Consider the following 15,139-nt stretch of genomic DNA (forward strand, 5'->3'; position numbering starts at 1 on the left):
TTTCTTGTTAAAACAATGTGTCATAAGGCCATGGCTCTATGAACTATGCTAGCATCTACACCTACGTATTCGATGAAGCCTTGGCTGACCGATTTATCTCTCGCAGAATTTTGGACTTGTCCAGCGATCCCATTAACGGCTTCATTATCTGTTCTGCAGAATCTAACAACGCCAACCTATCCAGTTTGTCCGAGTGGCTCCAATGCACCCGACTCATCAAATGGGTGACCAAGTTTGTACGCAAGAATGTACTTAGGGGAAGTTCTTTGGCAGCGGCATTCAAAATATCACTACCCTTTTTAGTTTCGATATCTGCCAACCAAATGCCATGCAGAACCCCGTCAAACTTGTCGCTAAAACGAGAATTTTCAACGCTCTTTGCCAGCACTCGGTGACGAGCATGTTCACAAAGGTATCCGGACAGCTTCATAAATGGAGTTGCAAGACTTGAATACTCCATCGCATCGACTAGCAAAGCAACAAATTTTCGGGTTTCTTCGTCATCCTCACCCAATTGTTTTGCGATTTCGGAAATGCTTTCGGGGTTGAGCATTGGCCCTTTGATTTGTTCAAAATCGATTGATAAATTCAAGACAGTCCAATGATGTACAATCAATGAACCGAGCCTTACCAACATGTCAGCGAGATTTCTCTTAGTATCCGCTGTTAAGTGCTCGGCACCACAACCAAGAAGAACAACTGCTTGTGTCCAGTAAGCGATGGCTTCTTCAAATTGAATTGATTGGCCAACCAACGAACTGGACTCATTTTCATCTAGTTTTTTTCTTGTATCAGCGTTGGTCTCAATTCTAACTCGTTCGGCCACATCTAAGATTTGCTGTTTTGATTTGGAATTTTTTGTGTCAGAACGGACGTTCTCTACGGCCCTCCTAATTCTTTTCTGGAGTCCATCCAGTTTACCCTGTTGCCTAGTGATTGCTGGACGCACTCGATCCGAAACTAGGATGTGTTCTTCATCTCCATGCTGTAGTTCTTCGATTGAACTCTCGAGCAATAAATTGAGTTCTCTCACAATTTCATCAGACGCACCAATTTCACAATAGATGTCAAACGTTGCCCCATCAAATTCCTCGTTAGAAAATTGAAAGTACCTACTCGCCAACGCCGAAGATTCCGCCAAAGCTTTTGCCAACAGATAACTCTCGATAAAGGGCAAGCTAAAAGCGATATTCTCATTTTGATCAAAATGCAGTATGCCATTGTCAATGAAGGCGTTTATGAAATCGAGTGGCCGAATATCATAATCAAATTCTTTAGCGATGCTTTCGGTTAACCCAATAAGCTCTTTGGTATTAAAGTTCTTCTTTTCGATATTCATTTCTTTTGCAAGAATCTGTAAAAATCGAGCCCTAGTAGTTCTACTTAATGTGACGTCTGCTCGATCCCCGGCGACGAGGAAAGTCAAAAAACCGTCTACGCCCAATTGAATCAGTTCGGACCGCCGATTGGCCTGCAATAGTGCTGTCAAAGTTTCAATTGGAATACCCGCAAAATATGTAGGGTGCGCTCGAAGATTAAATCTATCAAAAGTCCTCTCCAATCTTAAAGCTACAACTTCCGCTGCTGCTGTTTCCATCTCAAAGTTCTTCTCAAGGAAATGGACCAACTCGGAGAATGATATATTTCCCAGGTTAAAGCTGGCAGATCCAGTCTGTTGAATGAATTCTGATATCTCAAGCATTTTTCCTTGAGATTTGCTGATGAATACGAATTTTGCATCAGGAAACTTAGATATTTCATTGTTTAGAAAATCCATTCTTGACTTCGAATGAACTGGTAGTTTGTCGACTACAAAAACAAGCTGCATTTCCTCCGAAGAATGAATCTGCATCAAGTCCAAATCGGTCAAAGCCTCAAATCCTGATTTCGGCGGTGATACTTTTCCAGCATCGATCACACAAGGTATAATCTCCCGCTCATCTAAAACTTTTGCCAACAAATTTGCTGCAATAACATGCGGTAAACTGTCATCGGGATAGGTATGATTAAGCTTAATGAAGAGCGAGTCATTGCCACCCAGAGCGTCAAGAACCTCTGTTGGCGAATCCTCCCGACTTCCAGCTAGCACATCGTTTTCAGTTGAGTTGATAATTCGAGGAATCGGTAGTTGATAGCCTTTCGGTTGAAGCTTGTACTCTGGACAAAGTTCTCGCAACTTTTCGTCGATCAACCTAGCTGCGTCTCCAACATGTTGGGTCGGCGTTCTTGGTGTCGCCAACTTTTCAAGTTTGTGTCTGTTTTCTACTGGAGTTTTCAACCGTTGTATGAAGCCGAGAAATTCTGAATTTGAAAGCTGGCACTTTAAAAACGAAACCGCATTTGCCGCTGCAAGTGTGCGCACCATTCCGCCGGTATCATTTTCGAGCTTGTTCTTCTCTCCATCAGCATGATCAGATATTCCCCTGATCGTCAGAGCCGGTATTTGGTGCTTGGATGCGCTTGCGAATACCCCTCCACTTTCTGTTTCGACCACCAATGTTTTTCTATCCACCTCTAGAAGTTTCTCGTTGTATTCCTTGTTCTTACTCACCGAGGCGCATGCAATTGTTCCAGAAATTGCTTTTGGAATACCAACTTTCTTGAGCCTTCCACCATGACTAGGCAATTCTTCGGGTAAGTGTTGTTCAGCCTCAACCCCTCTAGTCAATTGCCAGTTCTCATATAGCGGTTTGAGGTTCTTCTTAATCCTGACAAAATCTAAAGCTGCAGTAATTTCAATGTGAGTCGCATAGTGATTTGGCGAGAAGCTCAGTTCCAACCCACCCTCTTTGTTGCTATCAGCCTTTGAATTCTCCAGAACATCGAACACTTTGCTGCTGTAACAAACATCCGCAAGTTCTAGATCTGAAGAGAGCGAACCGCCAATTCCTAAACAGATCAGCATCCCGACATTATATGACTCAGTAAAAAATTCGGCCGAATTCAGCGCCGCTGCCTTCCCCATTTCTTGCTGTTTTGTTACAAGAATGGTAACGTCCGTTGCACCAGAATCCACTTCAAAGACGACCCGGTCGAGTGTAGATAAATCTTCTTTTTCCTCAAATATGTTCAGGAACTGCTGCAGTTCTTCCTCAAGTGGGATGACAACGGCAATATCGAAGTAGCGCTTATCTGTGCTCATAATATACTTTAACTTTTCCAACCTGAAACAATTTGTCTATAGTTAATATCACTTCAAACATGTGTGTTAAAGAGACAGATTCTAGTAACTTACAATTGAAAATCTCGACTTCAATTAACAGTGCAGAATCAACGTCAAAGTGACAACCACTGCGGCATGCATTCTACGTTCGTTCCCTAACTAATCTTTAGTCAAGTATGCATGCACAAAAAGACATCGACCTACACATTAAGTACACATTCATTTTGAACGTCACCTAAGCAATTGAAATATAAGGTATAAAATGTTCGACTTTTGCCCTCTGAAGGCAGAGGTCATGAGTTCGAATCTCGTCGGGTGCACCAATATTATCAAAATGTAATCAGCACCTTGCGTATCTAGGTCATCGCGCCGAGATTTGTCAGGATCGCGTTGGATTTGCGGCGTCTCTTTAAATTCGTATTTCCGACATCGGGACGCCTGAGCATGTCATCATGTCATTTGCCGTTGTTTGCCGACTATGGTTTGGCGATTAGATCCATTATCGAAATTGAAAGCCGCGTTAGTCTTCACAGGGCGCAGGGCAGCCTGCTTTGGGGCACAAGCGGACGCCATTCCATCCAGCGCCCCAAGAAAGACTATGTGGCTCATTGTGCAACAAAAGAATTCGCGGCCGTGTTGAGCGTTAGGCGACCTCGAAATCATTTGAATTGAAGTTCAATACTTCATCATTTGCGTCGAATATAACCTGCTGAAGCATGGCGGCTTTTGGGTAGACCTGTGCGTTATAGAAGGCGACGGTTTTTAGTTTTGTCCGCACAAATTTGTTGTCCTTATCGATCATCAATTGATCTGATGCTGCAATTGCTGCGTCGGCCATTGCCCATGCGCCAAGCGCAATACCGAAGAGCTCGAGAACGTTGGCGGCTGCGGCTTGTGGTGAATGGTCGTTACGTTGCACCAGCCATCTGGTTACATCTTCCACTGCTTGGGCCGCACTTTGTGCAACATGTTCGACCTGTGACCAATCAACATGAGCATCGGTGCGTTGGGAAGCTTTTTGCGCCGTTTCGCGCATATCATGGACCAATTCCATAGCAGCAGCCCCTTGATCCCGTTTAATTTTTCGGCCAACCAGATCCAGTGCCTGAATGCCCGTTGTGCCTTCATAGATTGTGGTGATCCGAGCGTCGCGGAAGTGCTGGGCGGCACCAGTTTCTTCAATGAAACCCATCCCCCCATGAATTTGCACGCCCAAGGATGCGATATCCACGCAGAGCTCGGTTGACCAGCCTTTAACCACTGGGATCAACAAATCCAATCGACGTTGAAAAAAGGCACGCTGCTCCGCATCCATAGCTTTATGTGCCATATCTTCAGCGGCGGCCGCACGATAGGCGAGCACTCGCGCCGCTTCGGTCCGCGATTTCATCAAGCCCAACATGCGCCGAATATCCGGATGGCCCATAATGCTTGGAGCGGTCCCTTGTGGCGTTTGCCCTTGTTTGCGCTCCATTGCGTAGTCAATGGCGTGCTGCGTTGCGTGCTCGGCGATCCCCACCCCTTGCAGACCAACGCCTAGACGTGCCGCATTCATCATGGTGAACATATATTTGAGCCCCTCATGTGGCTCACCAACCAGATAACCAATCGCGCCGTTTGCTGTGCCATATGCCATTGTGCACGTCGGGCTGGCATGAATGCCAAGTTTGTGCTCAATCGAAATGCACTCCACATCATTGCGATCTCCAAGTGTCCCGTTCTCATTGACCATGAATTTTGGCACAATGAACAGGGATATCCCCTTCACCCCAGCTGGCGCGTTTGGCAAGCGGGCTAGGACCAAGTGAATGATGTTCTCACTCATATCGTGCTCACCATAGGTGATGAATATCTTTTGACCCGAAATCAAATAGTGGTCGCCTTGCGGTACTGCCTTGGAGGTTATTGCCGCGAGATCAGAACCTGCTTGAGGCTCAGTGAGATTCATGGTGCCGGTCCACTCGCCGGTTACCAATTTGGGCAAATAGACTTCTTGCAACTGCGGCGAAGCAAATCCGGCGATCGATTCAATTGCGCCTTGGGTTAAGAGTGGGGCTAGCATAAATGAGGTATTGGCCGAAGTGAACATTTCTTGAATGCTGGCATTAACCACCGACGGCAGGCCCATGCCGCCATGCTCTGCACCGGTTTTTGGGCTGTTCCAACCCATTTCCACCAACTGTTGATAGGCCTCACGCCAGCCTTCTGGTGTGGCAACTTCGCCTTTGGCAAATGTTGAGCCCTGTTGATCGCCCTTCTTATTAAGTGGAGCCAATACTTCTTGCGAGAATTTCGCCGCTTCACCCAAAATCGCTTCCACCATGTCAGGCTGCGCGTCTTCATAGCCGGGCATTTGCGAAATCTGATCGAGATCACAAAGGTTGTTCAACACAAACAACATGTCCTCAACTGGAGCTTTAAACGGCATTCTTGGTTCTCCTTGGAATATTTATTGGCAGCGAGATAGCTTCACGCGCTTTAGGCATGCTCTTGATATAGCGCGTCTATTTCAACAGCGTAAGCCTCATTGATCTTTGCACGCCGCACTTTGAGTGTTGCCGTGACTTCGCCATCATCATGATCAAGTTCCTTGGTCAAAAGCTTGACCTTTTTAATCTGTTCGACCCGCGCCAGTCGCTGGTTGAGGCGCTCAATTTCCTGGTCAATTAGTTTCACGACCGCCGGGTTTTCCGCCAGAGAACGAAAGGTCGTATATGTGATCCCCGCTTTTTCCGCCCAAACACGCATCGTTTCAAAGTCAATTTGCACAAGCGCAGTTGGATAGGGTCGCCGGTCCGCAAACACAATGCATTCTTTGATGAAATGGGACGCTTTCATAGTGTTTTCAATCAACGAAGGCGTTAGGTTTTTGCCCGCCGAGGTGATCATCACATCTTTCTTGCGGTCAACAATTGAAAAAGAGCCATCTGGATGGTGTGCGGCGATATCACCGGTGTGCAACCAGCCATCAACTAGGGTTGATGCAGTGGCCTCTGGATTGCGATAATAGCCCTTGAATACAATATCGCCTTTTACCAGCAACTCGCCGTCATTGGCGATTTTGGCCACGACGCCATCAGGAAAGAAACCGACCCGACCTTCGCACTCTCCCCAGTCAGGCTGCATACATGCTGCACCCGTGGTTTCGGTCATGCCCCATATTTCACAAATATTGACCCCAATCCCGCGAAAGAAGGTCAACAAATCAAGTGATATTGGAGCGGCGGCTGTGATCGCTATTTTGACATGTCCAAGTCCCAAGAAACTGCGCAAGTGTCTATAGATCAACACGTCCCAAAATTGGTTACGCGCTCTTTGCCAAAACGACCATTTTGACCGTGGTGTTTGTGCGCGCTTTTCAGCTGAATTGAGGGCCATTTCTGTGACCCAAGTTTGGATTGGGTGGGCTGTTTTGACCTGCACCATCAACCCAGCATGCATTTTCTCCCAAATGCGCGGCACACCAAAAAACAGATCCGGTGCTGCATCACGCAAATCTAAGGTGATCGTGCGTAAACTCTCGCCAAAATTCATGATGTGATTGGCCGCCAAAGCGTTGACCACTGTCATGTCCTGCTCAGCGATATGGCAAAGTGGCAAATAACTTAGAATATTCGAGCCTTGCAACACATGACCGCCAAAGAAGTCGTCGATCAGTTTACCAGCCGCAAAATAATTGCCATGTGAAATCTGTGCAGGCTTTGGCGCCCCCGTACTACCGGACGTGAATACCATGAGGGCGGTATCCTTAGCCTTTGTGGCCCCAATTCTCTCTTCAATCTCGGCAGCGTGAATTGGAAAAAGTTCTCGGCCCTTTTTGGCAAGATCTGCATAGCTTTGAAGCTCAAGAAAGCTTTCGCCCTGCAAGCCCTTTGGATCAAAGACAACTAGCTTTTTCAAAATTGGCAGTTGCCCGTCCAGCGCAACAATTTTGTCAAACTGCTCTTGGTCTTCAATAAACAAGAATTCTGTATCGGACGCACCGACCAAATGCTCAATCTCAACCGAAGGGCTGGTTGGATACATGCCCACCACTGTTGCGCCAGCGGCCTGAATGGCAAATTGGGACATCACCCATTCGCAACGGTTTTCAGACAAAATGCCAACTTTGGATCCTTGCTTAACACCCAGTTCGACAAGTGCGGCAGCCAATTCCTTTGTCAGCCGATCCACGTCGGCCCAACTATATTCGTTCCAAATTCCAAAACGCTTTTGGCGGATCGCTACGCGATCAGGATTCGCCCGCGCGAGATTGTGCACCACTGTGTTTGCGGTTTTAAAAACTCCATCGCTATAATTCTGAATGCTGTTGGAACGCGCCATAAAATTGCTTTTCTAACTCAGCCACCGTTTGCGGCGCTTATAGTGTTTCACATCTCGAAAGCTTTCCCTTTCGTCGCCTTCCTCGGCAACACCCAGATAGAAGCTGCGCACATCAGGATCACTTCGCAGTTTGTCAGAGGAACCTTCCATCACAATTTGTCCGCTTTCCATAATGTAAGAGTAGTCCGCAATAGAAAATGCCAGGTGGGCATTTTGCTCCACCAACAAGATTGTGATCCCATCTTCGGTGTTAAGTCGTCGAATTGTATCGAATATCTCGGTAATGATTTTAGGGGCTAAACCTAACGAAGGCTCATCCATCAAAATCATTTCGGGCTGCGCAACCATAGCCCGACCAAAGGCGAGCATTTGTTGCTCCCCACCAGAAAGATACCCTGCTACTTGCTTGCGGCGTTCTTTTAGGCGAGGAAAAAACGCGTAGACTTTGTCGTAATCTGGCCGCAAGGCCCGCCCTTTTAGGGCATAGGATGCGGCCATTAAATTGTCTTCAACGGTCAACTCAGAAAATATCCGCCGACCTTCTCGAATGTGAAATAGGCCCTTGTGTACCAGTGCATCAGCGGAAAGACGTGCGATGTTTTGACCTTTAAACATCACCCGACCTTCGCGGACGTGGCCGTTTTCAAGTTGCACAAGGTTAGATGCGGTCTTCAAAGTTGTGGTTTTGCCAGCACCATTTGAGCCCAAGAGTGCAATAATCTTGCCCTTTTGAACTTCCAATGAAAGGCCACGCAGGGCCTGCACCGTGTGGTGGTAAACCACATCTATGTTTTCAACACTCAACATATTTGGCACCGGTCATATTCGCAAAAGACATTGAACGGGCTGAGGGCACATATGAGCGCACAGCCCGCAGGGTTTGCACGCTATACTTCCAGCCAATCAGACGTCGGCGTGAACAACTTGCTTTCAGCTGAATATTGATAGACCCTGCCAATGCCGATCTTGTTGTTTTTGATCGTTGCATTTGGCCCAAAGAAGCCGCCCGTATCATGGTCCTTGATTTCTGACAGCATTGCCGCCGCATTGTCTGCGGTCAGCTCTTTGCCCGCTTCAGCGGTTTTGGCCAAGGTCATTGCCAACAAATCAAGCGACAACATGGCCTGCAAACCCCATGTTGGCATGTAGTTTTCCAACGGCGTGCCGGCAAAGTGCTCTTTTGAGAAAGCCGCCATTTGTTGATAACGCGGTGCCTCTTCTGAATCGTAGAAATAGCGATATGGCATGACGCCTTGATAGCCATCAAGGAACGGCCCTGCCTCAGCCGTCACCCGATCTGCTATAAGCTTTTCCATGCCCCAGAAGGTGCCCATAAATTTGGTCGGCAATCCAAACTGACGCGCACCGCCAATCAATTGCGGCCAAACACCGGTCACATAGCCCTGCAAAATGCAATATTCAGCGTCTGCCTGGGCTAGCTTGGTCACATGGGTCGCCACATCCGCACCTTGCGCCTTGGTTGCTTCAACCAGCTTCACTTCAATGCCCAACTCGGCCGCACGCTTTTTACCAAACTCAATCGGGTCCAAACCGAACTCTGTGTTTGAATGGATAAATGCAACCGATTTGCCACCTTCAGCCGCAATATTTTGGAGCAAGATATCAAACTGGTCTTCGTATGTTGGACCGGCCATAAATTGGTAGGGGTTGGTTTCAGGATTGGCCAATTCAGAAGCAAACGATGTTGACGACATCAGCCGCGCTTGAGCGCCTTTAAGCTCTGGCGCCACAAGCTTCATGAATCCGGTAGAGTCACCAAAATAGCCAATGACCGCATCACCTTCAGAGGCCAGCAGCCGCTGGTAGTTAGCTAACGCATTTTGCGCAACATAACCTGAATCTTCCACAGCAACACGAATTGGCACACCGCCAATACCACCAGCTTGGTTTGTGAAGGCTTCAAACATTTTCAAAGAGGGCGCAATGAGTTGCCCCGCCGTTGCAAAGGGCCCAGTCATGGGCAGTGAAGCACCGATAATATATTGGGATGGTTGCGCACGAACGATCGCTGGCATAGCCAAACTTGCCGCACCCGCTGCTGCCGCGGACTTTAAAAATCTGCGTCGCGTAATATTGCTCTTACCTAAAGTCATAATATCTCCTCCTCCATATTGTTAGCCCCGCGCGAACGGCCATCTGTTCAGCGCGCGAAAAAAACGGTCCATGATCTGTGAGATGCCCAAGGGTTCAAACAAGACAAACCCGATGATCAATGCACCAAATACAATCTCTTGAATGGGCGCGCGCAATTGCGCTGCTTCGATGGAGTTGCCCATCATAGCCCCCATGCCGATTTTTAATAATTCTGGCACCAGCACGATGATGATTGTGCCATAAACGGGCCCCATTGTTCGCCCCATACCACCAACGATCAGCGCCGCCACCAGTTGTAGAGAGAGCGCCAATTCAAATTGCTCTGGCAAGATTTTGGCATAAAAATAGGCCGCCATCGCGCCGGCTAAGCCGCAAAAAGCCGCAGATATAGCAAAACTGGTTAGTTTGTACTTGAGCAGTGAAACACCCAATATTTCTGCCGAATAGTCCTTTTCCCGAATGGCAACGAATGCCCGCCCAATTCGGGTCCGGAAGAGATTTTGCACCATCAATATGGTTGCAAAACTGAATATCGCAATCAACACGTAAACCTCGCGCTGACTATCAAGCACCCACCCAAAGAAATTTGGGTCGGGAGTTGTCAGCCCAAGTCGGCCGCCGGTCCATTGTGAAAAAGTATCAATTTCAATGAGAAAGATGATGATGAAATTTGCGCTTAATGTTGCAACGGCGAGGTAAATCCCTTTCACCCGCAACGAGGGCAATCCAACCAATATGCCAATGAGCGCCGCGACGGCCATTGCACCGGGCAACGCAACCCATGGGTGCACAATATCTGGCACCCCCCAGTGGCCCAACACATTGTGAATTATCGACACACTATAGGCACCAATAGCAACAAACCCTGCATGGCCAAGGGACAATAGTCCGGTATAGCCAATCACCACATTGACCCCCACCACCGCGATCAGCATGATCCCCACAAGAGAGGCCATCAATATTGTGTAGTCATCTGCAAAAAAAGGAAGCGCTATCGCCAAAGCGATCATTGTGTAAACAAACGCCTTTTTGTATCCGTTATTGAGGATCTTCTCATCCTCCAGATAAGAAACCTTGCGGTTGCCGATGATCATATTCGTTCAACCTCCGGCTGCCCCATCAACCCATGTGGACGAATTAGAATGACAATAAGCACGGCAACATATGGAGCGATCTCAACCCAGGTGCCGCCCATTTGCCATTGCACCAAGGCCTCTAAGACCCCCACCAGCATCGCCGCAATAAACACGCCGACAAAACTATCTAACCCGCCCATCAACACAATTGCCAACACGGAAAAGCCGAATAGACCAAGCGAGGGGGATACGCCATCGCGTGCCGATAAAACCGCGCCAGCCACAGCACCAGTTGCCGCCGCAATCAACCAAGCTTGCGCAAAAACGCGCGGCACATTGATGCCCATTGAATAGGCTGTGGATTGGTCTTCTGATACGGCGCGAATGGCAACCCCTGCGGATGAGTGGCGCAGCCAATAAACGATAAACCCAAATATCAACGCGGCGATGATCATAGACATAAAGTTGGCACCGAAAATGAAAATAGGGGTTCCAAAAAAGTCCAATCGAAACGCAGGGTTTGGCGTCAGATGGGGCACAGATGCCGCATCGCCTGTCCACAAGAGGCTTTTGAACCCTGACAATACAGAGATCAAACCGACGGTGACCATGATCATTGAAAAATTGGACTGTCCAAGAAGCGGGCGCATCAAATAACGCTCAATGAAGAGTGCGAGGAGACCCGAACCAATTATAGCGCCAGCAAGGCCAAAAACGATCCGTGGGATGTTGGGGATCCAATCGTAAAGCGCCGCTGTTGGTGAAAACATCTTGGCGCCAACTCTTGCTTGAGCGACCCATTCTGGCGTCCAACTTGATAACCAAGAAGGTGCCCAAGTCATATCTGGAATCAACACCGCGAATGTATAGTATAGATAGGCGCCAATCATGATCATGTAACCATGAGCAAAGTTCACAACGCGGGTCGATTTGTAAACGGCAACAATGCCAATTGCGATCAAGGCATAGAGCGCGCCTGCCATCAAACCATTGATCACAAATTGAGCAAACTGCATCGCCTTACCCCGCCTGCCCCAAATATGCATCAATCACGTTTTGATTGTGCGCAATGTCTTTTGGCGATCCGTCGGCGATTTGTCGGCCAAAATTTAACACCACAACTTTTGCGCATATATCCATAACCAGATGCATGTCGTGCTCGACAAGCAATATGGTGGTTCCAAACCGCGCCTGCGCGTCCAAAATGAAGCGCGCCATGTCAGCGGTTTCTTCGCGATTCATGCCCGCAACGGGTTCATCCAACATCAAAAGCTTTGGCCGCATGGCAAGCGCCCGCGCCAATTCAACACGTTTCTGCAAGCCATAAGATAATGCCGTAATAGGTGCTTTGCGAATGTGGTCAATTTCAAGAAAGTCTATGACTTCCTCTTCAATTTCTTTGCGGGCTTGAAGCTCTTCTTTTTGTGCGCTGCCAAAATACATAAGACTGGACCAAACGTTGGCGCGCAAATGGGTGTGGCAACCAAGTTTAATGTTGTCCAAAACCGTCATGCCACGAAACAATGCGATGTTTTGAAATGTGCGAGACATGCCCGCATGGGCTCGGGCGTCGGGCTTGAGGTGCGACACGTCTTTTTCTTGAAACAAGATGCGGCCATGGTTGGGCTTGTAGAAGCCAGATATCACATTGAATAAAGAAGTCTTGCCGGCTCCGTTTGGTCCAATTATGCCAGTAATTTCCCCCGCAGCCGCGTCAAAAGACACCCCTTGCAGGGCCTTTAGGCCGCCAAAAGACAAATGCACATCAGCTACTGACAGCACGCAATCCTCCTTCAGTTCACCTCACGCGGTTTTCCCGTCATTTTAGGTTAACAAAGAGTTTATGGGTAATCTGACTTTGAAGTCAAACAATAAATCTCAAAGTCAAAAACCCATATACCGCAAGGAAAAATCTGTTATTGTACACGCAAGACAATCTTTGCTATTGCCTCTCGCGAACACACGCGAATTCTCTTTTGCCCTTGCATCGACAAGGCGGAGGCGCCGCAAAATGAGCTGGAAGCTAAATGAGCCCGATGAGCGCGATCCAAAATCAAACCATATCTCCGTTTAAGCGCGAGGATGTTCGCTCCCAAAAGCTGGAGTTTATGTGCCGAGCAGCCAGCGATTTGTTCAATAAGAATGGCTATGAGGCCACATCACTAGATGAAGTGGCAGCCGTTCTTTCGATCTCAAAGCCATCCATCTATTATTATTTCAAGAACAAATCTGAATTGCTTTTGGCTTGCTATGAACGCACGCTCGATATTTGTGAAGAATTGCTGGAGATGGCAAAAGCGGAGAACGGTAGCGGATTAGATCAGCTAAGCTTTTTTATTGAAAACCTAATTGTACTGCATTGTTCTAATGGCTCAATTGCCGTGGTAAGCGATGTGGACGCCCTGCCCAACGAAGCAAAAGCGGGCATTCGTGCAAGGTCTCGCGCCTTAACTGAAGGCTTGGAAGGCTTGGCCATATTGGGTGCCAAAGATGGCTCCATTCGCCCGGACCTGGCGCCAATTATCACGCGATTTATCATGGGTGGTGTAAACTGGATACCCAAATGGCATAGCGATGAGGGCAATCTTTCTCCTCAAGAGGTCGCCAAGGCATATCTCTCTTTCCTGACCAACGGCATTGGCGCGTCTTGAAACGCTTGCAGATAGACGAAGAGTTGGGTGTGAAGCTTTAGCCACACCTTCCTTTTTAACCCAAAAAGCAAAAACGCAAAAAAATCCCCGCCACAAATTGAGTTGTGACGGGGACGTAATTTTTGCTTGGTCTCAGTTTGGCTTTTAAGACCAGTGCTGGGTATTACTTCGTGACCAAACGATAGAATACGAAGTCAGATGTGGCACCATTTACGTAACCTTCAACATTGGCGCGCATTGCCACTTCATATGTTGCTTGGAACATAATCACGATTGGTGACTTGGCCTGCACTTCTTTTTGCAGCTCAATATACATCTGATTACGCTTTTCAAGATCGGGTTCAGCGAGCGCGGCTTTTGTGCCTTTGTTCAACTCATCTGGAACCGCCCAGCCATTACGCCATGTTGTGGTTGCTTGATAGTTCTCATCGGAATTGTCCGAGTTATACGCAAAAGCATATGCGTTCGAATGTGGGTCCATGAAATCTGGGCCCCAATAAAGCAACATAGCTTGGTGCGTCCGCTCGCGGTACTTCGTGATGACTTGGCTACCTGTACCTGGCAAGACTTCCAAGTTGATGCCCGCTTGGGCAAAGCTTGCTTGCAGTGCTTGCGCCATATCAACAAATGGAGCAGCGTTGATCACATCAAGTTCTACCGTAATTGGCGTCGCAATATTTGCGTCAGCCAAGATCGCTTTAGCTTTTTCAACGTCATAGTTGTAAGGCGTTTCATCAAGTGAGCCAGGGAAACCCTTTGGCCAAAACGCTTGGTGAACTTCCATTTGACCCTTCAAGAAGGTGTCAGCCATGCCGTTGTAATTGACTAAGTAGCGTGCAGCTTCCCAAATTGCTGGGTTCGTCAGGCTGTCAATTTTTTGGTTAAATGACAAGAAGTGAACCGCAGCTTGAGGGAAGGTGACAACTTTTTCACTTTCGCCCATACCCGCAATCTGATCAGGGGTAAGGTTTTTCGCCATATCAACATCACCGGATTGCAACAACAAGAGTTGAGTTGCGGATTCTGCCACGTGACGAATGATAACAGACTTAACCTTTGGTGCGCCTTTGAAATAGTCAGGATTTGCATCAAGAGTTAGAATTTCTGCCGGACGATAAGTGCGCAATTTAAATGCACCGGAACCAGCAGAATTGCCGTTTAACCATGCGTTGCCCATGTCGCCATCAACTTGGTTGGCCATTACGGTCAATTCATCAACAACGGATGCTGGCCGGGCCGCCAAAACGTTCAACACAAAAGCAGATGAGAAATCGCCTTCATATTTAACAATGACGTTGTTGCCATCAACTTTGACCATGTCAGCAACATTTTCTTTGGTCCAACCCAGTTGGGTCAGAATGAATGCCGGGGTTAGGTTCAGATCAACGACACGTTTGAATGAAAACGCTACGTCTTGGGGACGCACAGGATTTCCAGAGTGAAATGTCACCCCTTCACGCATGGTGAAAGTGATGGTTTTATTGGCGTCATCAACGCTCCAGCTTGAGGCCAAAGCTGGCGCTAAAACTGTTGTGTCTTCGGCATCATATTGCACCAAACGATCGTAAACGTTGGTGACAAATTCGCCTGACGAAAACTCATAGGCCTGTGCCGGATCAATTGCGACGATGTCGTCGATGTTTTGGGCAACAACCAGCATATTGTCTGGTGTTGCTGCAAAGACGCCTGGCGCCCCTGCGGTAATTGTGAGCGCTACGGAAAGTAGCGCGGCATTAAATAGCTTCATTTCCCTTATCCCTTTTCAAAGCTTGCTATCGAGTTGTCATTTCCTTTGGCAGTTGCCAAAGCCG

General features: G+C 47.8%; 10 protein-coding genes and 1 tRNA gene. 2 read left to right on the forward strand and 9 right to left on the reverse strand.

The features are described from left to right. Positions 1-61: 61 nt before the first annotated feature. Positions 62-3,142 (reverse strand): hypothetical protein, encoded by a 3,081-nt coding sequence (locus O4H47_RS06670; protein WP_269393178.1) that lies wholly within the window; start codon positions 3,140-3,142, stop codon positions 62-64. Between the two features lie 260 nt (positions 3,143-3,402). Between O4H47_RS06670 and O4H47_RS06675 the strand changes: the two genes are divergently transcribed. Next, positions 3,403-3,486: transfer RNA gene (locus O4H47_RS06675), tRNA-Gln, on the forward strand. A gap of 320 nt (positions 3,487-3,806) precedes the next feature. Here O4H47_RS06675 and O4H47_RS06680 read toward each other — a convergent pair. From O4H47_RS06680 to O4H47_RS06710, 7 genes are all read right to left on the reverse strand, one after another. Further along, on the reverse strand, positions 3,807-5,591 hold the full coding sequence (locus O4H47_RS06680; RefSeq protein ID WP_269393179.1) for an acyl-CoA dehydrogenase family protein: 1,785 nt from the start codon (positions 5,589-5,591) through the stop codon (positions 3,807-3,809). A gap of 50 nt (positions 5,592-5,641) precedes the next feature. Further along, complete coding sequence (locus O4H47_RS06685) at positions 5,642-7,486, reverse strand: AMP-dependent synthetase/ligase (RefSeq protein WP_269393180.1); 1,845 nt, start codon at positions 7,484-7,486, stop codon at positions 5,642-5,644. Positions 7,487-7,498: 12 nt separating this feature from the next. Then, positions 7,499-8,293: an ABC transporter ATP-binding protein gene (locus tag O4H47_RS06690; RefSeq protein ID WP_269393181.1), complete on the reverse strand. Its 795-nt coding sequence runs from the start codon at positions 8,291-8,293 to the stop codon at positions 7,499-7,501. 80 nt (positions 8,294-8,373) lie between these two features. After that, positions 8,374-9,600, reverse strand: coding sequence for an ABC transporter substrate-binding protein (locus tag O4H47_RS06695; RefSeq protein ID WP_269393182.1), 1,227 nt, complete (start codon positions 9,598-9,600; stop codon positions 8,374-8,376). A 21-nt stretch (positions 9,601-9,621) separates the two neighbouring features. Beyond that, a complete protein-coding gene (locus O4H47_RS06700; protein ID WP_269393183.1) occupies positions 9,622-10,695 on the reverse strand; it encodes a branched-chain amino acid ABC transporter permease in 1,074 nt (357 codons plus the stop codon). Then, a complete protein-coding gene (locus O4H47_RS06705; protein WP_269393184.1) occupies positions 10,692-11,693 on the reverse strand; it encodes a branched-chain amino acid ABC transporter permease in 1,002 nt (333 codons plus the stop codon). The genes O4H47_RS06700 and O4H47_RS06705 overlap by 4 nt, the downstream gene beginning before the upstream one ends. A gap of 4 nt (positions 11,694-11,697) precedes the next feature. Next, on the reverse strand, positions 11,698-12,456 hold the full coding sequence (locus tag O4H47_RS06710) for an ABC transporter ATP-binding protein (RefSeq protein WP_269393610.1): 759 nt from the start codon (positions 12,454-12,456) through the stop codon (positions 11,698-11,700). A gap of 248 nt (positions 12,457-12,704) precedes the next feature. On the opposite strand from O4H47_RS06710, the gene O4H47_RS06715 reads away from it, so the two are divergent. Beyond that, positions 12,705-13,328, forward strand: a complete 624-nt coding sequence (locus O4H47_RS06715) for a TetR/AcrR family transcriptional regulator (protein WP_269393185.1) — start codon at positions 12,705-12,707, stop codon at positions 13,326-13,328. 163 nt (positions 13,329-13,491) lie between these two features. Here O4H47_RS06715 and O4H47_RS06720 read toward each other — a convergent pair whose 3' ends face one another. Beyond that, positions 13,492-15,075 (reverse strand): ABC transporter substrate-binding protein, encoded by a 1,584-nt coding sequence (locus tag O4H47_RS06720; protein WP_269393186.1) that lies wholly within the window; start codon positions 15,073-15,075, stop codon positions 13,492-13,494. Positions 15,076-15,139 lie beyond the last annotated feature (64 nt).

This window comes from Maritalea porphyrae, from assembly GCF_027213965.1.
GTDB classification, from domain to species: domain Bacteria; phylum Pseudomonadota; class Alphaproteobacteria; order Rhizobiales; family Devosiaceae; genus Maritalea; species Maritalea porphyrae_A.